Raw genomic sequence first — 21,252 nt, 5'->3', positions numbered from 1 at the left:
CTTGAGGAGGTGGCGCGTGATTCGCGGTTTTGAGGGGCCCGTGGCCGGGAGTGAGTCCGCGGGTTGTAACGGAGGGTAATGCGAAATGACCATTTTATTGGGCGTTATCGCATGCGGGTTGCTCGCGGTGGTTTATGCCATCTGGGCAACACAGTCGGTGATGGCCGCCGACCAGGGGAACGCCCGCATGCAAGAAATCGCAGGCTACATTCGTGAAGGGGCGCAGGCCTATCTCACGCGTCAGTACAAGACCATTGCCATCGTCGGTGTTGTCGTTTTCATCGCCGCTTGGGTTCTTCTTTCTTCCGCCGCCGCTTTCGGCTTTCTGGTCGGTGCGATCCTTTCGGGCGCTGCGGGCTTCATCGGCATGCATGTTTCTGTTCGGGCAAACGTCCGCACTGCCCAGGCGGCTTCCGTCAGCCTTGCCTCCGGCCTCGACATCGCTTTCAAGTCAGGCGCGATTACCGGCCTTCTCGTAGCGGGCCTGGCGCTTCTCGGCGTCTCCGTCTACTACGTCGTCCTCACGGCCGGCCTCGGGCATGAGCCCGCCTCGCGCGAAGTCATCGACGCGCTGGTCGCGCTCGGTTTCGGCGCTTCTCTGATCTCCATCTTCGCCCGTCTCGGCGGCGGCATCTTCACCAAGGGTGCCGACGTTGGCGGCGATCTCGTCGGCAAGGTGGAGGCCGGCATTCCGGAAGACGATCCGCGCAATCCGGCAACGATTGCCGATAACGTCGGCGACAATGTCGGCGATTGCGCCGGCATGGCGGCCGACCTGTTCGAGACCTACGCCGTCTCGGTCGTCGCGACTATGGTGCTGGCGGCGATCTTCTTCGCCGGCACGCCGCTGCTCGCGACGGTCATGGTCTATCCGCTGGCCATCTGCGCAGCCTGCATCATCACTTCGATCATCGGCACCTTCTTCGTCAAGCTCGGTACCAACAATTCGATCATGGGCGCTCTCTACAGGGGTCTGATCGTCACCGGCGTGTTGTCGATCCTCGGTCTCGGCGCAGCCACGTCCTTTACGATCGGATGGGGCACCATTGGTACGGTTGACGGCAAGGACATCACCGGCTGGAATCTGTTTTTCTGCGGCATTCTCGGCCTGATCGTGACGGCCCTGATCGTGGTGATCACGGAATATTATACCGGCACCAACAAACGGCCGGTGAACTCGATCGCCCAGGCTTCGGTCACCGGCCATGGCACCAACGTGATCCAGGGGCTTGCCGTCTCGCTGGAATCGACGGCCCTGCCGGCGATCGTCATCGTTGGCGGCATCATCTTCACCTACCAACTCGCCGGCCTCTTCGGGACCGGCATCGCCGTCACCGCCATGCTCGGTCTTGCCGGCATGATTGTGGCACTCGATGCCTTCGGTCCGGTGACGGATAATGCCGGCGGCATCGCGGAAATGTCGCATCTGCCGCCGGAAGTGCGCAAATCCACCGATGCGCTCGATGCTGTCGGCAACACGACCAAGGCCGTCACCAAGGGTTACGCGATCGGTTCGGCCGGTCTCGGCGCGTTGGTGCTCTTCGCGGCCTATTCGAACGACCTCCGCTACTTTGCGGCGAATGGTGACAAGTACCCGTACTTTGCCGATGTGGGCCAGATCTCCTTCGATCTCTCCAACCCCTACGTTGTGGCAGGCCTGATCTTCGGCGGTCTCATCCCCTACCTCTTCGGCGGTATCGCGATGACGGCGGTCGGCCGTGCGGCCGGATCCATCGTTGAGGAGGTTCGTCGACAGTTCCGCGAAAAACCCGGCATCATGGAAGGCACGGAGCGGCCGGACTATGGTCGCGCCGTCGACCTTCTGACGAAGGCGGCGATCCGTGAAATGGTCGTTCCCTCGCTGCTGCCGGTGCTCGCACCTATCGTCGTCTACTTTGGCGTGCTGCTTCTGTCGGGCTCGAAGGCCTCGGCCTTCGCAGCACTCGGCGCATCGCTTCTCGGTGTCATCGTCAACGGCCTGTTCGTGGCGATCTCGATGACGTCGGGCGGCGGCGCCTGGGACAATGCCAAGAAGAGCTTCGAGGATGGCTTCGTCGACAAGAACGGCGAGCGTCATCTCAAGGGCTCGGAGGCGCACAAGGCATCCGTCACCGGCGACACGGTGGGCGATCCCTACAAGGATACGGCCGGTCCGGCGGTGAACCCTGCGATCAAGATCACCAACATCGTGGCGCTGCTGCTTCTGGCCGTCCTCGCCTGATTGTATCGCTGAAACGAAAAAGGCCCGCGGAAGAGACTTCCGCGGGCCTTTTGCTTTGTGATGGGTTAACTACTTGCTGCCGAAGTCCTTGAACAGGCTCTTTGCAGCAGCCTGTCCGGCACCTGGTCCGCTCAACAGCTGGCCGAGGAAGCTCGTTTCCTTGCCGCCGGTCGGCGTCGTGCGCGACAGCATGTCGAAGACCTTGCCATCCTTCAGCGTATAGTGTGCGAGCTGGCTGACAGTACCTTCCTTGTCGAAGTAAACGGCGAGGATCGACTGGTCGACCAGCTGAGGCTTCATGAAGGCGACGGGACGCTTGCGGGTCTGCGAAATGTAGTAGAACACTTCGTTGTCGAAGGTCGCGGTCGTCGACGGGGTGCCGAGCGACAGGAGCACCTGCTCGCGGCTGGAGCCGACCGGAACGAGGTTTAGCGTTTCCTGGTCAACCACATAACCCTGATGAAGGACTTCACCGACATTGGCGGACTGGCAGGCTGAAAGGGTGAGACCGGCGATGGTAGCTACGGCCGCCACGCGGCCGAGGGTTTTAAAATTTTTTCTCAAATACCGCTTCGTCAACGACAGCTCCCCTTGGAGAAACGATGGCAGATCCGCCATTGCAATTCGTGCCTGCTTCGGTAAACCAGCTTCGGCTGTCATGCAACAACGGGATGGGCGCTTGCGCGCATTTCGAGAAAGCCAAGCCCGAGCTTTGTGATGATTTTTGGACTGTTCAAAAGAAAAAGCGGCAATGCCGCGATTGTCGAGCGTCAGTATGCACTGCTGACGTCGGCCGCGCGCCAACCTTATCTCTACACCGACCTCAATGTGCCGGACACGGTCATGGGGCGGTTCGAGATGCTGTCGGCTATGCTGATCCTCTACTTCCGCCGCACCCGTGCTTCGGCAAGGCCCGGCCAGGAGATCGCGCAGGAGATCATCGACGCTTTCTTCGAGGACGTCGATCACTCGATCCGCGAACTCGGCGTGGGCGATGCCGGCGTTCCGAAGAAGATGAAGAAGCTGGCCGGCATGTATTACGGTCGCCTCGAGTCCTACGCGGCAGCGCTGGAAGCGAAGGATACGGCCGCCTTGGCAGCGGCACTCAAGCGTAACTTTCATCCGGAAGGCGGCGATGCAGCACCCTCGATGGAGGCGCTTGCAGCCTATCTGCTGACTGTCGAGGCGCACCTCGCCGACATTGCCGAAGAGGTTGTCGAGGCCGGTCAGTTGCAGATTCCATCCGCTGGCGTTTAATAGAGCGGTTATTAAGAGATATCAGCGCCGCGAGCCGGAACCCGGGCGGCAGCTGCATTCGCGACTGGGCGGCATCAATCGCCCTGGCGAGGGAGGATCCGATCATGAAAGACGATAGCCAGCCGGCCTTCTCCTATCCGGTGAAGGTGGGGCATATCTCGGCGAACGCTGTCAGCGTGCAGCTTTCAGCAAACGAGCGGGAAAGGGCGGCATTGGCGAAGCTCTGGGGCGTCAGGGACGTGCTGTCGCTCAGCGCAGAGTTGCAGATCGCGCGCTGGAAGAAGGATGGCGTCAAGATCAAGGGCGATGTCACGGCCCGCATCGTGCAAAGCTGCGTGGTGACGCTCGAGCCCGTCGAGGCCGACATCCATGAACCGGTCGAAGCGATCCTGGTTCCCGAAGGATCGCGGCTCGCCCGCCAGGCGAGCAACGACGGCGGCGAGATGATTCTCGACCCGGATGGTCCCGACATCCCCGACACGTTCACGGGCGACACGATCGATGCCGGCGTCGTCGTCAGCGAGCAGGTGGCGCTTGCCATCGACCCCTATCCGCGCAAGCCGGGTGCGGCTTTCGGCGAGCGAATCGAGAGCACCTCAGCGGACGACAAGAAGCCGAACCCGTTTGCAGTACTGAAGGACTGGAAAAAGGACTGAGGCCGCGAAAGCCTCTTCTACAATTCGGTTGTCACGCAAAGGAAAAGCAGTATTTTGGCCCCAAACCGGCCAAAAGAGCCGTGAAGCGATCTGCCGCGTGCTTGGCTCAAGCGTCAGAAGCAATATGTTTCGTCATTGCGTCCCAGGTGAGTGCGCCACGACGGCACGTGTTGTGTGGCAGAAATGAAGGATAAGACACGCGTGGTCAGAATTTCACTTGACGTGATGGGTGGCGACTATGGTCCCGAAGTCGTCATCCCGGGTGCCGCAAGAGCGCTCGAACGTCATCCGGACATCAAGTTCGTGTTGTTCGGTATCGAAGCGCAATGCGCGGAACTCCTGGAAAAATATCCGAAGCTCAAGGCCAGCAGCACCTTTTACGATTGTGAAATCGCCGTGGCGATGGACGAGAAGCCGAGCCAGGCGCTTCGCCGAGGCCGCGGCAAATCGAGCATGTGGAAGGCGATCGACGCGATCAATGCCGGCGAGGCCGATGTCGTCGTTTCGGCCGGCAATACCGGCGCGCTCATGGCCATGTCGGTCTTCTGTCTGCGCACGATGCAGGGGATCCAGCGCCCGGCGATCGCTGCCATCTGGCCCACGCTGAAGGGCGAGAGCATCGTGCTCGACGTCGGGGCGACGATCGGTGCGGATGCGCAGCAACTCATGGACTTCGCGCTGATGGGCGGCGCCATGGCGCGGGCCCTCTTCGAGATCGAACGACCGATGGTTGGGCTTCTCAACGTCGGTGTCGAGGAAATCAAGGGACAGGAAGAGGTCAAGGAAGCTGGCCGCCTGATCCGTGAAGCCAATATCGATGGCTTTGACTATTACGGTTTTGTCGAAGGCGACGACATCGGCCGTGGGACGGTCGACGTCGTCGTGACTGAAGGCTTTTCCGGCAATATCGCGCTGAAGGCAGCCGAAGGCACCGCGCGCCAGATTGCCGAATATCTGCGCGCTGCTATGTCGCGCACCCTGCTTGCCAAGATCGGCTATATCCTGGCCAAGGGTGCGTTCGATCGCCTGCGCGAGAAGATGGATCCCAGGAAGGTCAACGGCGGGGTATTCCTTGGCCTCAATGGCGTCGTGATCAAGAGCCATGGTGGTGCGGATGCCGAAGGTTTCGCAGCCGCGATCGATGTCGGCTACGACATGGTGAAGAATGGCCTGAAGTCGAAGATCGAGCTCGATCTGGCGAAGTACCATGGTGCAGAACCGCCGCAGGCCCTTTCCGCCGGCATGAATGATGAGGTTTGAATAGATGATCCGTTCCGTCGTCCGCGGCTTCGGCGCAGCTTTGCCGAAGCGCGTTGTTACCAATCAGGAGCTGGAATCCAAGGTCGATACGTCCGATGAGTGGATTGTGCAGCGCACCGGCATCCGCCAGCGCCACATCGCCGGGGACGGCGAAACGACCGCGTCGCTCGGCGAAGGCGCCGCGCGCGCCGCACTCGCCAATGCCGGGCTTACGCCAGATGACATCGACCTCATCATCCTGGCGACCTCGACACCGGACAACACGTTTCCGGCAACCGCAGTCAATATCCAGGATCGCCTTGGCATGCGCCATGGCGCAGCCTTCGACATGCAGGCCGTTTGTTCCGGCTTCGTCTATGCGGTGACGACGGCCGACGCCTACATCCGCGGCGGTCTTGCCAAGCGCGTGCTGGTGATCGGCTCGGAGACGTTCTCACGCATCCTCGACTGGAGCGACCGGACGACCTGCGTGCTCTTCGGCGACGGCGCCGGTGCCATCATCCTGGAAGCCCAGGAAGGCGAGGGTACGAATGCCGACCGTGGCGTGCTGACGGCGAAGCTTCGCTCGGACGGCGCGCATCGCGACAAGCTTTATGTCGATGGCGGCCCTTCGACCACGGGAACGGTGGGCCATCTCAAGATGGAAGGCCGCGAAGTCTTCAAGCACGCGGTCGGCATGATCACCGACGTTATCGAGGCAGCCTTCGAGGCGACCGGCACGACGGCCGAGGACATCGATTGGCTTGTGCCGCACCAGGCCAACCGGCGCATCATCGATGGCTCCGCCAAGAAGCTTGGCATCCCTCTCGATAAGGTTGTGGTGACAGTCGATCTCCATGGCAACACGTCTGCGGCGTCCATTCCGCTGGCCCTGAACACCGCGGCGGCCGATGGCCGGATCAAAAAGGGCGATCTCGTTCTGCTCGAAGCCATGGGTGGTGGCTTCACTTGGGGCTCCGTTCTGATACGCTGGTAAAAAATGCTGAGGCAACGCAGGCGCTTGACCACAATAGGCAAGGGCAATAGTCTTCGGTCGCTGATCGGCGTGCCAGACGTTGGTGGGGGAAGATGAGCGGAAAAACAGTAACACGAGCAGACTTGGCTGAGTCGGTTTTTCGCAAGGTAGGTCTGTCACGGACAGAGTCTGCCGAGTTGGTGGAAACCGTCATTGATGAAATATGCAACGCAATCGTGCGTGGCGAGAGCGTGAAGCTGTCTTCTTTCGCGACCTTCCAGGTCCGCGACAAGAACGAACGCATCGGGCGAAACCCGAAGACCGGCGAGGAAGTGCCGATCTCGCCGCGTCGTGTGATGACCTTCAAGGCGTCCAACGTGCTCAAGCAGCGCGTGCTGAAGGCCCATCTCAGCCGTAGAGCGAAGCAGAAGCCGGCATCTCCCGCGGCGTGAAGTCATGGCTTCAGCCACAAATGTGGTTGAAAACCCATCCATAAGCCGTTGAAATGGACCCGATTCGTGCCATCATCGGTATGATATCGGTTCATTGCGGCCCGCGAGCGTGAGTCGCGTGACATGGATTGGGAACCACATGGAAAAGAGCCCGGACGCTTTCCGCACCATCAGCGAGGTCGCCGACGACCTCGATCTGCCGCAGCATGTTCTGCGCTTCTGGGAAACCCGTTTCCAGCAGATCAAGCCGATGAAGCGCGGCGGCGGTCGTCGCTATTATCGGCCAGAGGATGTCGATCTCCTGAAGGGTATCCGGCATCTGCTCTATGATCACGGCTACACCATCAAGGGCGTGCAGAAGCTGTTGAAAACCAACGGCAACAAGTTCGTTGCCGCCATTGCCAGCGGCGATCTCGCAACCGTCGAAGCGCTTGCGGCGTCGAGCAACGAGGAGCCGGCACCGCCCAAGGCCGGCGTTTCGGAAGAAGATCAGATCGTCGGCCGCGCCAAGGCACCGGCGAGCCGCCGCTTCTTCTCGTTCGGCGGCGGCAGCGACGACGTGCCGGAAATCTCGCTCGGCAAATCGTCGTCCGTCGGCAAGGAAGACCGGGCGCTGCTGCAGGAGGCGCTCTACGATCTCCTGGAATGCAAACGCCTGCTCGATCAGGTGCGCTGAGAGTACCGCGGTCGCCTACCAAGCGCGTGCTCGTCCGACGAGGCGCCCCGCCTTCAAGACCATAGGAAAATTGACCGACGACGCAGGCGTGACGCTTGCGCGGTCGTGGGTCGCATAACAGTCAGCCGACGGTTCCGGCCGAGCAATCGGCGAATACTCGTTCGATCGTCAGTTTGTGAGATTGGCGGCTCGCATTCAAATGCTGCAGGCCCAAGGGAAGGGGCAAACCACGCATGCATTGACGTGAGCGACTGAGGGATGCCCACAGGGCCCGTGTTCTGTCGCTCACACTAAAGTTGCCGCGTCTAGTAGGACATACGGAAACCACCGGGGCTGGATGCGGAAACATCAGGCTGCGGATAGGGGCCGTTCCACTGCGCGTAGGTTGTGTTGGTCGAACCGGACGTCGCGCATCCGGACAGCGTCAGGACGACAAGTGCGGTTACGGCCATCAGAGATTTAAGAGGCATGGTCTACTCCTGAAAGGGAGGCTCCAGGCCTCAAGGGCCAGTACCAAACTGTCCCTCAAATCGGTTGTGATGGCAAGCTCACGTTACGTCAGGGGCAGCGTTTCCAACGATGTGATTTCAGGTTTGGTGAAGGTTCCATTGCGATCGAGGATCGCCGATCCATGGGCGATCTTCCGACAAAATGGACTTTTCTTCTGATCGACCCGCCGAGTGCCCGCAGCTTTTCCACGCCGGAGATTTCTTTTTCACGCCGAGTTCGAAATTCCCGCTTGCGCTCTAAGCGCTGGTTATATAGGGGTTTCCTCGGTTCGGAGCGTAGCGCAGCCCGGTAGCGCACTTGACTGGGGGTCAAGGGGTCGTGGGTTCGAATCCCGCCGCTCCGACCATTTTCCTCTTTATTTTCAATGATATTGGCTCGCTACCGCCACTCATCGAGAAGAGGTAACCGGAACATATCGCGCTCAAAACGCGGGTTCGGGAACGGATAGTCCCGAAAAAGTCCCGAAGCGCTCCGGTCATTTGTTCTTCCTTTGTGCACGTCTGCGCTTCGAAAGCGATTCGAGAGCGCCCGCGACTTCTTCGTCGAGCACGTGGGCGTAGCGTGTGGTCGTTTTGATATCGCGGTGGCTGAGAGCTTTTTGCACCGTTTTCAGGTTGCCGGTCTCGCGCAGTAGCTTGGTCGCCAGATCGTGGCGGAAGTCATGGAATCGGAAGTCTTCCACGCCGGCTTTGCCGCGGATTCGCTTCCACTGGGTTTTCAACCCGCTGTAGGTGATCGGATACCGGTCGCCCTTCTTCCGCTCCTCCCCATCTCCCTTGTACGAAGCATCGGCAGCCCGCGGGCGGGCCGCCTGATACGTGAACACGAATTCGTGATGATGCCCGCGTAGCGGGAGCAGGATCTCCCGCACCTCGCTCGTGATCGCGGTTCTAACCGGTCGATCGTTCTTCCCTGGTTTCGTAATCCATCCCGTCTGCCAGTCCACCTCGGACCATCGCAGGATGCATTCCTGCAGGCGTAGCCCTGTGGCGCGCACGAAATCGAAGATCGGCTGATAGTCGGCCCTTGTGGCGAGATAGAGCGACGAGCTCTCCGTCTGCTTCAATTCGCGGACGCGCTCGACCGGCTCCTTGAGCCAATGGTCTCGCCAGTTCGGTTCGAGCGGGAAGTCGTAGCGCCAGGTGCGCTTCGCCCGGGTGAAAATCTTCTTAATGACGAGCGTGGTCGACCGGTTCACGGTAGCGGCCGACACGAGACGCATCGGCTTCTTGTCCTTCGTCTCGGCTTTCCCCCATGCTGTCTGGGCTCGTCGCCACTGGACGAGCTTCGCGATATCGTCGTCGCCGATAGCAGACATGAGCTTCGCCGCGCCGAAGTAGTCGACGAGGCGATTGATGTCGGTCCATGTGGTATCACTGTTGGCGTGGTGCTGGCCGATCTCGGTCCAATATCGGGCGGTAGCAACGCTGATGGTCAGGGGGCCGGCGCCATTGGCGTGCTTGGCGGCCTTCGCAGCCGCCTTGGCCTTATCCTTCTCTACCTTCTCCCGGGCTTCTGCTTCGCGTCGGTTCGCTGTTTCCGTAGAGCCATAATATCGTACACCTGCGACCTGGAAGTCGAAGTGGTAGTACGGGGTGTTCCTTGGCTTGTAGACGGACACTCGCGTGTTCTCCGGCTTTTTATGAATTCGTTTATGTCGTCCATGGTGAAGCCGAGGCGCGGTTTAGACCTGCCGGCGCCGAGCGGCACATAGGCTATATCGCCAGCCTTCACAAATTCGCGCAAGGTCCGGGTGGAAACGTTGAGGAGTTCGGCAGCTTGCTCGCTGTCGAGTAGCATGGGTGCCGTCATTCTTCGGCTCCTTGTTCAGGACTGGCGTCCTTCGAGCGGTCATGCTCGATGGCGCGGTCTTCGCTCATCGAGCGCCAGTCGGGCCACGTGCGGGCCATGTTCTTTTGCTGTTTGGCAAGGAGAGCAGGCAGAAGATCGGCAGCGTTGCCGCCGTGGCGCCAGAAGCCATCCATTGCCAGGATGACGACATCTACCCATTCCGACAGGTCGTGCGGCTCCTGCTCGATCTCACCCAGTTCCTTGCGGATATGGTCCAGCACGCCTTTGGTGCGCAGCGCAGGGCCGAACGTCTCGCGAGACCATTCTATCTGGCGCTCATAATAGGTCTGGATCGTCTCCAATACAACGAGCAGCAGCGCCGCGGCGGCTTCGGCCAGACGCAGACGCGCTACACGTCTCAGAAGGGCTGAGGATGGCCAGGTCTTACATCAATCAGCCCACCGTCCCGATCCAGTATCTGCGACCGACCCGAGCAAGTTTCGACGTAACCGGATCGGGCATCGATGGTGGCGTTAACGGGAACGGAGAATCCATCGCGATCGAGATCAGCGGCGGTGGCCGGGTGGTTGCGACATACGAGCGTTGCGTCCTGCAGGGCGATGACATGGAGCGCCACGAGGTCATCAACTGGCTCGGCGCGCGAGGGAATGGAAGCTTCCGGTTCTTCAATGTGCCGATCATCAATGACGGGATTGGGCCTTTCCCGGTCATCAACGGCAAGCGACGGCCGATCGTCAGCGGTATTCCGCATTCGGACGGCGCACTGCTCTCGGATATCTCCGGTTACTCGCAGGCCACCGTCTGGGGGAAGCTGACGGCCTCGGCGACCGTCGGAGCCGGACAAATCTCGATGCGAGTCTACGAAGCCGCCAGGCCGCTGCGCTGGTCTGACTGGTTTTCGATTTACCACCCGACGAAGGGCTGGCGCGCATATCGGTATTGGGAAAGCCACAAGGCAGCTGAGGGCGTGGAAAGCGTCGGCGACGTCAATCTCAACTATGTCGACTACCAGCTCGCCACAAGTCCGGCTTTGCGCGAAGGGTCCGCGCTCGACACCCGCGTCGAACTGGCGCGCCCGCTCTGCGTCATGAAGTTCCCGCAAGGCTTCACCCTGCCGTGGGACTATGAGGCCTGGTATCAGTCCCGACCAACATTGCAATTCGCAGAGGCGTTCTGATGGGGTGGGTTCCTGACGACGTCATCGAGGAGATGCGCGGGAGCCACCAGCTTGGCATCTTCCTCCGCATTGACACCGATCCCGCGCTCCACATGTGGTTCGGCGTCCACGATATTCAGACCGGCTTCGACAGCATCGACCCGGAGGGCACTGTCTATCTCGGCGGCGGGGTGCTTCAGGGCGTGCCAACGCTCGAGGTCCTGGTCAACGGGACCGCCGACAGCGTCGAGTTCTCCGTTTCCGGCATCGACCCGGCGACCGGTGGCAAGATGCTCGACAGCCTGCCGCCTCTTCGCGGGGCAGCTGTCCAATTGGGGCTCACCACCCTGGATCAGTACTACCAGCCGATGAGCAAGATCATCCCGATCTGGACGGGAGCCTCGTCGCACGTCTCGGAGTCGAGCCCGATGGTCCAGGCGAACGACAGCCCCAGCCTAACGCTCGCCTTATCGGTCGTCTCAGGAGAAACGACCCGATCGAGAGCTTCGCGCTCGCTTTGGTCGGCGCCGCATCAGAAGGCAATTTCGCCCACAGACCGGTTCTGCGATGGCACCGCTCGGCTTTCGCGCGGCGTCCAGCCTGTGTGGCCTCACTACACCTGAGGGTGCCCATGAACATTCATGAGTTTTTGAAGCTGCCGCATCGCTTCCGATGGGGCGGCCTCGGCGGCGACGACTGCATCATGTTCTGCGCCTCTTGGGTTGCGGACCAGACCGGAACAGATCCGGCGGAGCAGGTGAGGGGATCCTATCGAGATGAAGAAGGCGCCTTGGCGTTCGTCGCGCGGGCCGGTGGCCTCATTCCGATGATCGACAATGGCGTGAAGCCGCTCGGCTACTCGCGCACCGTAACGCCGGTCACTGGCGACATCGGGATCATTATGGCGGCGTCGGACCTCGACGGGACCTTCAAGGAAATCGGCGCTATCCGTTTCGGCCCTCTCTGGGCGGTTCTCGCGCCGGCTGGCGTCAGGGCGAAGCGATGCGACTTTATTGCGGCTTGGAGCCGGGGAGATAAGGCTTGAGCCTCAAGGTCCTTTATGAGAGCGCTCCATCGGAAGAGATCATCCATCGCGTGCGGGTCGACTTGCGCGCGTGCTCGTCGCACTACAGCCGCGTTCTCTTCGATCCGATCTTTACGCCGATCTTCACGGCGCTATTCACGCCCATATTCGGCGCCGGTACCGCGCTGACTACATTCGCTGTTGGCGCTGCATCGGCCATCGCCGCAACAGCACTGACAGTCGGGCTGCAGTTGCTGTTAGCGCCAGGCGTTAAGACGCCGAAGCCGGAAGACGGCAAGGTGCCGAAGACGCAAGCTATCCCATACCGTTGGTGGGGAGTTGGGCGGACACGTGTTGCCGGCGCCTACATGCTTTGGGAAGCTAAAGGGAGACGTCTGTTCGCGGTCCAAGGACTCGTGGGCCATCGGATCAAGGCGATAAACCGGTATTTTCTGCACGATGACGAAGTCACGATCGGAAGCGGCAACATCGTCAACGGTCTGGCTGATGGTAGATATGGCGGCAACACGGTTCTGCTCTACTCTCGTCTCGGGGCAAATCCAGAGACGCCTTATGCCGACGTCGTCGCCGGCATTCCAGAATCCTGGACCAACGCCCATCGCGGGGATGGCCAAGCGTCTGTCGCGATGATCTGCGGCACGCCGAAGCAGAAGGATTTCAGCAAGCGGTTCCCATATAACGCCCCTTCGGTTTCGGTCGAAGCCGACCTCGCTTTTTGCTGGGATTTCCGTGACCCAGCCCAGAACCCCGCGAACCCTTCGACGTGGACGTGGACGCAAAACTGCGCCGTCATCCTCGCCTGGCATCTCTGCTTCAATGAGTTTGGCGAAAGGCTCGACTACACGAAGGCGATCTTGCCTGTACTCGATCTATGGATCGAGGAAGCGAACATCTGTGATGAGGACGTCCCTATCGCCGGCGGCGGCACAGAGAAGCGCTACCAGTGCAACGGCTACGATACCACCGAAAACGGGCCCAAGGCTGCTACGAATGCGATCCTTGCCGCGTGTGACGGCCACCTCGTCAGCCGCGGCGATGGTGCCCGCATTCTGACGGTCGGTAAGTTTAGGGAAAGCCGGTGCGGCGTTCTGACGGACGCCGACATCGTTGGTCACAACATCCAGTACGACGTTCTATTCGAAGACGAGATCAACCGTCTCGTTCCGAAATTCACATACCCGGCAATCGATTATGCGACCGCTGATACCGACTATTTCGAGGACACGGCTGCACAACTGGAAGCCGGGCGAGTTCTAGCGCAGGAGGCGGAATACACCTGGGTGCACCAGTGGCGGCAGGCACGCCGCCTGGCAAAGCGCGAATGGTTGCGCATCCGTGAGAAGGTTCGCGGCTCTCTCGACGTTCGTCTGTCCGGCATCAATGCGGTTTATTGCCGCTGGAATCGTCTGGAAACACCGAACCGTCTGCCGCGCCTGAACCACAAGATCATCGAAAACCGGCGGGCGTTGCTTTCGATCACGCGCGGGGGCTTCTCGATGGACATCGTTCAGCACCCTGGCAACATCGACGCATGGACACCGGCAACTGATGAGGGGCAGCAGCCTCCTGTTCCATCGGCCCCGAACGCGGCCGGTCTGGCAACGCCTGTCATCAATCTGGTTCAAGCAAAGTCGAACAGCGGAAGTGTGTACATTCGCGTGGTCATTATCGACCCCAACGATGACAGCCTTACGCCCGTTGTGCGGTATCGCGTGGCTGATGCCGATGGCTTGGGGAACCCCGGCGCTTGGATTGAGCAACGGTTCCCTGATGCCACTCCGGCCGGAGGATACATCGATCTCGCGACCACTACCGTCCCCGCGAATAAGCTGATCGACGTTCAAGCTGCTTTCGTCGCGACCAACGGCGTTTACTCCGATTGGTCTGTCACGGCCAGCATCACATCGACGGTGGACGCCACAGCGCCAGGGACGCCTACGAACCTGACGGCGCCAGACTCGGTGACCACGGTCCCCGTCAGCGCCAAGGCAGCGAACGACAACACCCGATTCCTCATCTTCAAACGCGGAACGACGGGCCAGAGCTTCGCTGCCGCGACAACGATCGGAACCTACTCGGTCACCGCCAACCAGACGATCTCGTTCAACGATACCCCCGGTGCGGGCACATGGAAATATTGGTGCGGCGCCGAGAACATATCCGGCGTGCCCTCCGTCTCTCAGGCGTCGGTAACCACCGTCGTCACCTAAGCGAATCGAACTCACGAACCATCCATAGCTCTGGCCGCGTGCCGGGGCACCTTCGCATGAGGAACCCTCAATGGTAGAACTTGCCGCCACGATCTTTTCGGATGGCCCGAGCTCCAATCCCGACCAGCCGATGAAGCCTCGTATCCGGGAATGGGGCACGTGGCTTGAGCAGGTGATTTCGGCGTTCACCTCTGGTGCAGGCAACATCCTGAAGACGAGCCGCGCAGCTCTCTTCGCAGATCTCGCGCATGCGGCCGACACGACTGCTTGGGTGCTTGGCGACCCGACTATTGCGTATAACGGCATCTACGTGAAATTCGGGGCTTCTGGTTCCGGCTCGTGGACACGCGTTTCCGATCTACCCTTCTCGTTTATCATAGCCGACGATGCCGGCGCCGGCACTCCGAACGCCATCCAGGCAACGACGAGCATTCCTGTGAGCTCATCGGCTTTGATCTGGATGGAAGTTGCCGACACGAACACCTCAAGCCCTGTGACCGCCAGCTTTAACGGTGGCGTAGCGTTGACGGTCAAGACGAACACGGGCAACAACGTCGCGGCGGGCGGGCTTGTCTCGGGCATGATCGTCCTGGGCATTGTATCGGGCAGCACGTTCCGCCTCTTCAACGACCAGATTTCCAGTGCCATCGTTGCGGCTGCGGAAGCAGCGCAGGCAGCCGCAGAGGCTGCGGCTGCATCGATCAATCAGCGTATCTACACCGCGGTAGCAAGCGCTGCGGTAGATACCATTCCCGCGATTGTAAAGCGGCTGCGCACGCAGTTTTTTGCACCCAGCTATGTTGTCCCCGCCACGCTCGTTGGAGGCGCAAACTATCGGCGCATCAGTTGGGCGGATCTTTCTACCTATCCGGCGCCGTCTTACTTTAGGTCGACAGACCGATTCCTGCCCGACGGGTCGACCGACAGCTTAAACGGCGGTTATTGGGTCCTTGATGAGCGCACGGTTAATGTCTCCATGTTGGGGGCGGTCGGAGACGCCGGTATCGGCGGCACTATCGCTACCAATGACGCTGCGGCATTTCAGGCTGCAAGCGATTTTCTCGGGAAAGCGTTTGGAGGAGGGACTATTACCTTCTCCAAGCGGCATCTAATCGCGAGCAACGTTTTGCTTGGCAAGCATGTAAGGTTGCAGGGACCGGCCGGACGAGCGGACCCGGGCAATCCGTTTTCTTTCTTGCCTCCGATCTGGGCAGCGATGCAGGCAATGGCCGCCCTCATCATTGATCCTGCAGCATCGATTTCTCTAGAAAGCGGGGGCGGTATTGAGGGTGTCATGGCATTCCGCCGCGGCATCAAACTCGATGGTACGGATCTGGCGACGAATTTCGCCGGTACAGCATTCAAAATGCATATCGTCGACGGTACCTACGTCATCAGCTCATCGGTGGTTGGCTTCGAGGAAGCTTTCCATTGCACGGAGAACAGCCGCGTCAAATTCGATGACGTTCTCATCGATTGCAACAATGGAATCTACTGCGAAAACAGTGGCGACATTAACCGCTATCTTCGCGTCCACTGTTATCCTGTCACCCAAGGCGGGGTCACTGGTCATGAGACGATCTCGCATCGGTCTGGTAAGGCTTTTTATTTCACAGGAAATAGCACCGGCGGGCCGACGATTGACAATTGTTTCATGTACGCATTTGCGATCGGCATCTATCTCGCGGCTCCTGGATCGTACACGATCAGCAATACATGGATCGACGGTACCACCGATCTGACTACCGGGGAGCCGCTGGACCCGGACCGAGTCGGCCTCATCCTGGAAAGCGAGACTGCTCCCAATGCCGAACCTCAAGTTTCCAACATCAAGATTTGCAGCCAAGGCACGGCAATCGATCTGCGGGAGGGGAACTATGGCGCCATGCTACTATCCAACCTCGTTCTCTTCCAGAACAACGTTGGGTGCAAGGTATCAGGCACCGACCTCAACATCGTGAACCTTGTGTGCCGGTCCTATTTCGCGAACGGCATCATTTTTAACAATGTCGAAGCCGCGAACACTGCCAAGATCGTCAACGCAACCTTCTACGCTCGACTGGGATCCGCCCTCGATATCAACGGTGGCGCCGGCGACCCAAAACTAGTGAACTGCTCCTACTCGGGCGGCATCCTGAATGTTGAGAACGTATCAAGGGTGACGACTGCGCCAGTCTCTGAAGCGCTGACGATCCCATATGGGAAGGACAGCGTGCGCGTTACCGGCACAGGAAACATCGGCGATGTTCTCCCAAAATACGATAATTATCTCGTAACGCTGGAATTTGTGTCCGGAGGCTCTCAGCTGCTAGGTGGGAATTTCCGGTTGTCAGCGGCTTTCACCGCCTCTGCGGGCTCCGCGATCACGCTTCGTCGAAATGGAGCGCTCGATAAGTGGGTCGAGATGTCGCGATCCGTTTGACGTAAACCAAAAACCCGCCGGACGCTGATCCGACTCCTTGAGAACGGGCAAGTCTCCTATCGTTCTGCAGGATTCGGAAAGCTGATCATCGTTCCAGCAGAAGTACGCCGGAAAAGTCGGCGTCACTCTCTCGGATAGCATAAGCATCAGCAAGAGATACTGTTCGTTGTAGTGCCGCTGCAGCCAGTCTTGAGGGTAGTCGTAAGGGAGAAAAACGTCGTGGACGCCGACGAGAACGTTCGGAGTCTCAAGTAAGCTAGGGACGATTTCTGTAAAGAAGACGGTGACATCCGTGTTCTGGAAGCTTCGATGACTGCCATCGAAGAACACGATGTCGCCGTTCGTCACCTCGTCGAAAATGGACAGATCGGCGTCTTCAAGCGGGCGGCGGAAACCAACGTCCACAATCACGTCGATGTCGCGACGCGGATGAGGATCGATCGAAATGATCTTGGTCCTGAGGTTATGATCTCGGATAGCCTGGCGCACAAACGTGGTCGATGTGCCAGAGCCGATCTCGACGAAATTGGCGGGGTTCCGCAGTGCCACGAAAGCATAGAGGGAAATGGCGTCGAGGGCCGGCATCCAATCGCTGCGCCAGGTAGGGCCTTTACCTTCGCCTGAGGGCTCATCGGAAATGGTCGCAAAGTTCGCGCTGAACTTTTGGAATTCTGCAAGCAGGGCTTCATAGCGATTTGTATGCCCGCTGATGATGTCCGCTATCAGCTTGTTGATTGGCCGATATGGTAGTCGGCGCAGCTTAGGTAGCACGGGGTATTCTAACTGAATAGCGTACCCATCGCGGACTTGTTGCAGCCACCATCTTTGGTCGTCACTGATTTCTTCCAAGGCTCGTCCGATCCGTTCAATGCCACCATAGGTATAGCACCCACCTCTCAGCGTCGCCAGCGCTATCATTGCCGCCTTGAGCTTGCCCTGCCGCAAGCACTTCCCATCGCCGCCGTTGTCCACCCATCCCCACCCAACAATCAGGAGTAATCGATGAGCGCCATCTCCGCTCAGGAGGTTCGCGATGCCTCGAAAGGCAAAGTGAACGAGAGCAACCTCGCGTCCGTACTTGTGGCGCTGGACAAATACGGGAGCAAGGTAGACGTGAGGCTTGAATGAAGGGAAATTTCAGCTGTAGATAGCGCCGTCTGTGAATTCGAACGCTCAGACGGGGCCCTCTTCTCTTATTCGTAGGAGAAGGGGCCTTTTGCGTTTCGGAGCGCGCTCGTCACGACCTGGCCGCGTGCTTTGAACAGGACCTCTCAGTATGAAGATGGCCAACCAGCTCGAATTCGTATGCGACCTTGGACCGGGCCACTTTCGATCAATGACAAGGGATTGTTGACCGGATCCCAGAGGATCGCATCTAGAAGCCGCGTTACCTCCTCTTCGATCCCTCTGCTTGCCACCTCGTACTCAAATACAAGATGTTGATCTGGTTGTTCTGCTTCTCGCAGTTCTTCTAACCGTTCGGCGGCGAGTGCATACGCCTCGAAAAGGTCATTCAGCTCCGCCGGGCAGACATCAGCTTCGAGCGCTCGTCGAAATTTCGGCAGTCTCACCCATAAACGGCGCCGCCCCAGTTCCCTGAGTTTTTGCATTTTCCTCTCCCCTTTCAGTGCAATCTAAGGTGGCGCTGCCAAGGAAGAGTTAAATCAATATTTCAATTGCGAGCGACCTCGGTAAACGACGAGCTCACTTGTCCTGCCGAGCTTCGCCGCGTTGGCCCGACGGCAAAACCGCAGCCCCGCGGTCTATGGGGCTGCGGTTCTGAGTGCCAGTTGTAACGTGCAGGGACAATGGCAACCGACCATAGATTGCGGGGGAGCGGGTTAATTTAGCCTTTCCACGCGGACGTGATCTTTGGAGCCCTTCAAAGCCGTTGCCGCGTCTCCCGTTGCTTTTCAGTTTTTCTACAACCTGTCCCTTTGAGAGGTATTTTCAAGATGACATACCGCCTACCGCTGGAATGGCTCCAGCCGGTGAAGATGACGCGTATCATCGCGCATTGGAGTGCCGGCGCCTATCGAGCCTCAGAACTCGACAAGGAGCATTATCACCTCATCGTCGAGGGATCCGGAAACGTGGTCCGCGGCGATCACACCATCGCCGACAACGTGAACACGGCCGATGACGACTACGCGGCCCATACCCGGGGCTGTAACTCCGGATCGATCGGCGTTTCGCTCGCTTGCATGGCCGGCGCGATCGAGAGCCCGTTCAATGCCGGCAAATTCCCGATGACGGAAACCCAGTGGCATCGGGCCATGGATGTCATCGCGCACCTGGCCGAGTTCTATAAAATCCCGGTCACCCCGAAGACGATCCTCTCCCATGCCGAGGTTCAGCCGAACCTAGGCGTCAAGCAAGCCGGCAAGTGGGATTTCACCCGGCTCCCGTTCGCGCCGAACGTCATCGGCGCCAAAGCATGCGGCGACAAGATGCGCGCCGAAATCAAAGCTCGCCTCTAACCAACCTCCCAACATCGAAGGAAATCACATGCGTTCGCTGATCATCGTATCGGCGGCGGCCTTTGTGCTGTCCGCTTGCACCACCACCACCGGCTCGATCGACACCGCGATCAAGAACAGCCTGCCGAAGACCTGTGCCTTGCTCGAAACGGCGCACGCCGCGTTCATCGCGGCCTCGGCCTCCGGCAACATCAAGGCTTCGACCATCGCCAAGGAGAAAGCCGCCTACGACGGCGTGCGCGTCATCTGCGCCGATCCGTCCAGCGTCACGGCAGCCAACGCGCTCGTCGTCGCTGCGACCGCCTACGCGACCATCTCTCTCGCGCTGAAGGAAGCACAGTAATGGGTAGCATCTCGAAAGCTCTTGGCGCCGGCGTCGGTGGCGCACTTGCTGGCAGCGCCGGCGTCCCGTTCATGCCCGAGGGCACGCCCTGGTATGGCTACCTCGCGCTCTATGCGCTCACCATCGGCCTTCCGGCGGTTCTGACCTATCTGGCGCCGAAGAACCAGCAGTAAGCATCCGGGCCGACTCTCAACCTCGGGAGCCGGCCTTTTTCATCACGAGCGGCATAGCAGACACGAGGGGCATAATGGGAATCGAGGATGAAGCGATGGAACTCCCGAAGCGCGCGCAAAAACTCGAATGGAACCTGAACACGATCATCCAGCTCGTGACCCTCTTCGGCATGTGTGTTGGCGGCGTCACGATCTGGGTGAACAAGGGGCGGGACATCGAGGAGCTTCAGAAGTGGCGCAGCGCAATGGAAGCCCGGAGCGAAGAGCGGTTCCGTGCACTCGAATCCGAAGTGCGGAAGATCGACAACCTCGCCTATCGCGTTGCGTCGACCGAACAGTCGTCGACGTCGACAGCCGCCGCGATCAAGGATCTGCAAACGCTGGTCAGCCATCAGTCCGGCGATCTGAAGGTGATCAAGGAGATTTTGCAGCGGGTCGAAGGCGGGCAGTTGAGGAGATAAACGACGCACGAAATTATGGCGCTAGAGCGAGGACAACCAGCCAAGCTGCCAAGGCGATCAAAAGCCAAACCCGAGCGTGCCTAAACCGTTGCCGTCTGGAGCTTTCCCAATCGTAGGACATGTGCTGCCTCCTTTCGGTGGCGCACAATGTCAGATTGTGGCTGGCGGAGGAAGATGTTCTCCCAGCGCACGCACAGAAAAGTGCAATGGTGGCCGGCGGCGTCGCCTTCGTGATGAAGAGGGGCTTTCACATGTCGACCCTTCGCCCAAGCGGACCCCAGAGCGCGCAGTGCTTGGGGCGGGTCGTGCTCTGGGGGCCTAGCGTCAATGGTGTGATGACGCTCAACCAGTAATGGCGGCTCACCTTCTATTTGACAATGACAGAAATCAATCTTTCCGTGCAGGGAAAGAAATGGCCCGATGGGGCGGGGCCAAAAAGAGAGAGATACTGTTCCAACGAGCCCTAGTACACTTAATCACCTGAATCTAATGCCGGAACGTCGTGGCCTCACACGATCTGGGGCTTCACCGACGGGACGGAGCCGGGCGCGCCTGCCTCGTCATCCACATCAGATGGCAACTGGCCGTTCGGAGTGAGATCGTCAACGGCCGTCGGAAGTTCGCGGCTCAAACGGCTTAGAATTTCCGCGCGGGGCAGGCCTGTGCGTGCCGAGAGGTCGTTGAGCACCTCTGGGCCAAGCACCTCGGACAGCTCGCGATCGCCGACTGGCTTATTCTCCCCGGGGCGAACCCATGAGTTAGCCGTTTCGCCGTGCCCCTTCTGTTCAAACTGCCGGAGCAACTCGCCAAGACTTCCACCGAGCCCACCTCCTGAGGCAGCGCCCCCAAACAGGCCACCAAGACCTCCGAGAAGATCGCCCAATCCTCCGCCCGCTTGCGGTTGACCATCAGGTCCGAGTTGTGCCGGGTTTCTGAGCCCCTTCAACAACTCGCCAATTTTATCCCGGTTCTGGTAGCCGGCGACCGCCAGAACCCCCAGAAGCGCCTTCAATGCGTTGCTAACCATTGCTCGTCTCCCTGACGTGTTGTTGTTTGATGATCGCTGCGGCTCTTTCGGGTCGCCGCTGTGGGTCGCATAACCGTCAACGTCCCGGCACCTTCCAGGTTCCGTTGAAATCGCCAGATGCAAGGCGAAATCGGCC

Annotated in this window: 24 protein-coding genes, 1 tRNA gene and 1 pseudogene; 18 read left to right on the top strand and 8 right to left on the bottom strand. The window is 59.7% G+C overall.

Annotated elements, in window-relative coordinates:
- Nucleotides 1–85 precede the first annotated feature (85 nt).
- Nucleotides 86–2,221, top strand: coding sequence for a sodium-translocating pyrophosphatase (locus ACTJKE_RS10570; RefSeq protein WP_112994519.1), 2,136 nt, complete (start codon nt 86–88; stop codon nt 2,219–2,221).
- A 69-nt stretch (nt 2,222–2,290) separates the two neighbouring features.
- Here the strand turns inward: ACTJKE_RS10570 and ACTJKE_RS10565 are convergent, their stop codons facing one another.
- A complete protein-coding gene (locus ACTJKE_RS10565; protein ID WP_057252891.1) occupies nt 2,291–2,800 on the bottom strand; it encodes an outer membrane protein assembly factor BamE in 510 nt (169 codons plus the stop codon).
- Nucleotides 2,801–2,938: 138 nt separating this feature from the next.
- Between ACTJKE_RS10565 and ACTJKE_RS10560 the strand changes: the two genes are divergently transcribed.
- The 6 genes from ACTJKE_RS10560 to ACTJKE_RS10535 all read left to right on the top strand — a co-directional run bounded on the left by ACTJKE_RS10560 (nt 2,939) and on the right by ACTJKE_RS10535 (nt 7,477).
- Nucleotides 2,939–3,478, top strand: a complete 540-nt coding sequence (locus tag ACTJKE_RS10560; protein ID WP_440635466.1) for a ubiquinol-cytochrome C chaperone family protein — start codon at nt 2,939–2,941, stop codon at nt 3,476–3,478.
- 104 nt (nt 3,479–3,582) lie between these two features.
- Nucleotides 3,583–4,134, top strand: a complete 552-nt coding sequence (locus tag ACTJKE_RS10555; protein ID WP_057252561.1) for a YceD family protein — start codon at nt 3,583–3,585, stop codon at nt 4,132–4,134.
- Between the two features lie 201 nt (nt 4,135–4,335).
- Entirely contained in the window at nt 4,336–5,394 is a 1,059-nt protein-coding gene (gene plsX, locus ACTJKE_RS10550) for a phosphate acyltransferase PlsX (RefSeq protein ID WP_112994540.1), read from the top strand.
- A gap of 4 nt (nt 5,395–5,398) precedes the next feature.
- Complete coding sequence (locus ACTJKE_RS10545) at nt 5,399–6,370, top strand: beta-ketoacyl-ACP synthase III (RefSeq protein ID WP_112994520.1); 972 nt, start codon at nt 5,399–5,401, stop codon at nt 6,368–6,370.
- A gap of 92 nt (nt 6,371–6,462) precedes the next feature.
- Nucleotides 6,463–6,801, top strand: a complete 339-nt coding sequence (locus ACTJKE_RS10540; RefSeq protein ID WP_057252557.1) for an integration host factor subunit alpha — start codon at nt 6,463–6,465, stop codon at nt 6,799–6,801.
- Nucleotides 6,802–6,940: 139 nt separating this feature from the next.
- The gene (locus tag ACTJKE_RS10535; protein ID WP_057252555.1) at nt 6,941–7,477 is read left to right on the top strand and encodes a MerR family transcriptional regulator; all 537 of its coding nucleotides are present in this window, start codon (nt 6,941–6,943) and stop codon (nt 7,475–7,477) included.
- A 305-nt stretch (nt 7,478–7,782) separates the two neighbouring features.
- Here ACTJKE_RS10535 and ACTJKE_RS10530 read toward each other — a convergent pair whose 3' ends face one another.
- The gene (locus tag ACTJKE_RS10530) at nt 7,783–7,947 is read right to left on the bottom strand and encodes a hypothetical protein (RefSeq protein ID WP_093232207.1); all 165 of its coding nucleotides are present in this window, start codon (nt 7,945–7,947) and stop codon (nt 7,783–7,785) included.
- A 309-nt stretch (nt 7,948–8,256) separates the two neighbouring features.
- Here ACTJKE_RS10530 and ACTJKE_RS10525 point away from each other — a divergent pair.
- Nucleotides 8,257–8,333 (top strand) — tRNA-Pro (locus tag ACTJKE_RS10525).
- Between the two features lie 129 nt (nt 8,334–8,462).
- Here the strand turns inward: ACTJKE_RS10525 and ACTJKE_RS10520 are convergent.
- The 3 genes and pseudogenes from ACTJKE_RS10520 to ACTJKE_RS10510 form a co-directional block, all read right to left on the bottom strand.
- The gene (locus tag ACTJKE_RS10520; RefSeq protein WP_440691830.1) at nt 8,463–9,608 is read right to left on the bottom strand and encodes a tyrosine-type recombinase/integrase; all 1,146 of its coding nucleotides are present in this window, start codon (nt 9,606–9,608) and stop codon (nt 8,463–8,465) included.
- Nucleotides 9,609–9,628: 20 nt separating this feature from the next.
- Nucleotides 9,629–9,787, bottom strand: a pseudogene (locus ACTJKE_RS10515) (helix-turn-helix domain-containing protein); the annotation flags it as partial.
- 8 nt (nt 9,788–9,795) lie between these two features.
- The gene (locus tag ACTJKE_RS10510) at nt 9,796–10,140 is read right to left on the bottom strand and encodes a dATP/dGTP pyrophosphohydrolase domain-containing protein (protein ID WP_440691829.1); all 345 of its coding nucleotides are present in this window, start codon (nt 10,138–10,140) and stop codon (nt 9,796–9,798) included.
- Nucleotides 10,141–10,211: 71 nt separating this feature from the next.
- Between ACTJKE_RS10510 and ACTJKE_RS10505 the strand changes: the two genes are divergently transcribed.
- The 5 genes from ACTJKE_RS10505 (at nt 10,212) to ACTJKE_RS10485 (ending at nt 16,632) form a co-directional block, all read left to right on the top strand.
- Nucleotides 10,212–10,976, top strand: coding sequence for a hypothetical protein (locus ACTJKE_RS10505; RefSeq protein ID WP_440691828.1), 765 nt, complete (start codon nt 10,212–10,214; stop codon nt 10,974–10,976).
- On the top strand, nt 10,976–11,578 hold the full coding sequence (locus ACTJKE_RS10500) for a hypothetical protein (protein ID WP_440691827.1): 603 nt from the start codon (nt 10,976–10,978) through the stop codon (nt 11,576–11,578). The genes ACTJKE_RS10505 and ACTJKE_RS10500 overlap by 1 nt, the downstream gene beginning before the upstream one ends.
- Nucleotides 11,579–11,586: 8 nt before the next feature.
- A complete protein-coding gene (locus tag ACTJKE_RS10495) occupies nt 11,587–12,000 on the top strand; it encodes a DUF6950 family protein (RefSeq protein ID WP_440691826.1) in 414 nt (137 codons plus the stop codon).
- Nucleotides 11,997–14,210, top strand: a complete 2,214-nt coding sequence (locus ACTJKE_RS10490; RefSeq protein ID WP_440691825.1) for a hypothetical protein — start codon at nt 11,997–11,999, stop codon at nt 14,208–14,210. Before ACTJKE_RS10495 ends, ACTJKE_RS10490 begins: the two co-directional genes overlap by 4 nt.
- A gap of 70 nt (nt 14,211–14,280) precedes the next feature.
- Nucleotides 14,281–16,632: a hypothetical protein gene (locus tag ACTJKE_RS10485; protein WP_440691824.1), complete on the top strand. Its 2,352-nt coding sequence runs from the start codon at nt 14,281–14,283 to the stop codon at nt 16,630–16,632.
- Here the strand turns inward: ACTJKE_RS10485 and ACTJKE_RS10480 are convergent.
- On the bottom strand, nt 16,540–17,604 hold the full coding sequence (locus ACTJKE_RS10480; RefSeq protein WP_440691823.1) for a class I SAM-dependent methyltransferase: 1,065 nt from the start codon (nt 17,602–17,604) through the stop codon (nt 16,540–16,542). The two genes, ACTJKE_RS10485 and ACTJKE_RS10480, sit on opposite strands and share 93 nt — an antisense overlap.
- A gap of 30 nt (nt 17,605–17,634) precedes the next feature.
- On the opposite strand from ACTJKE_RS10480, the gene ACTJKE_RS10475 reads away from it, so the two are divergent.
- Complete coding sequence (locus ACTJKE_RS10475; RefSeq protein WP_440691822.1) at nt 17,635–17,760, top strand: hypothetical protein; 126 nt, start codon at nt 17,635–17,637, stop codon at nt 17,758–17,760.
- Between the two features lie 143 nt (nt 17,761–17,903).
- On the opposite strand, the gene ACTJKE_RS10470 is transcribed toward ACTJKE_RS10475, so the two are convergent.
- Nucleotides 17,904–18,242: a hypothetical protein gene (locus ACTJKE_RS10470; RefSeq protein ID WP_218374335.1), complete on the bottom strand. Its 339-nt coding sequence runs from the start codon at nt 18,240–18,242 to the stop codon at nt 17,904–17,906.
- A gap of 387 nt (nt 18,243–18,629) precedes the next feature.
- Between ACTJKE_RS10470 and ACTJKE_RS10465 the strand changes: the two genes are divergently transcribed.
- The 4 genes from ACTJKE_RS10465 (at nt 18,630) to ACTJKE_RS10450 (ending at nt 20,089) form a co-directional block, all read left to right on the top strand.
- Entirely contained in the window at nt 18,630–19,112 is a 483-nt protein-coding gene (locus ACTJKE_RS10465; protein ID WP_440691821.1) for a peptidoglycan recognition protein family protein, read from the top strand.
- A gap of 28 nt (nt 19,113–19,140) precedes the next feature.
- Entirely contained in the window at nt 19,141–19,455 is a 315-nt protein-coding gene (locus ACTJKE_RS10460; RefSeq protein ID WP_440691820.1) for a cell wall anchor protein, read from the top strand.
- Nucleotides 19,455–19,628: a hypothetical protein gene (locus ACTJKE_RS10455; protein ID WP_192372506.1), complete on the top strand. Its 174-nt coding sequence runs from the start codon at nt 19,455–19,457 to the stop codon at nt 19,626–19,628. The genes ACTJKE_RS10460 and ACTJKE_RS10455 overlap by 1 nt, the downstream gene beginning before the upstream one ends.
- Nucleotides 19,629–19,723: 95 nt before the next feature.
- Nucleotides 19,724–20,089, top strand: a complete 366-nt coding sequence (locus ACTJKE_RS10450; RefSeq protein ID WP_440691819.1) for a hypothetical protein — start codon at nt 19,724–19,726, stop codon at nt 20,087–20,089.
- Nucleotides 20,090–20,597: 508 nt separating this feature from the next.
- Here ACTJKE_RS10450 and ACTJKE_RS10445 read toward each other — a convergent pair.
- Nucleotides 20,598–21,116, bottom strand: a complete 519-nt coding sequence (locus tag ACTJKE_RS10445) for a YidB family protein (protein WP_440691818.1) — start codon at nt 21,114–21,116, stop codon at nt 20,598–20,600.
- Nucleotides 21,117–21,252 lie beyond the last annotated feature (136 nt).

Origin of the sequence: Ensifer sp. 22521 (assembly GCF_052044795.1) — a bacterium.
Taxonomy (GTDB): Bacteria; Pseudomonadota; Alphaproteobacteria; order Rhizobiales; family Rhizobiaceae; genus Ensifer.
This window is presented reverse-complemented; position numbering and strand designations above follow the sequence as displayed.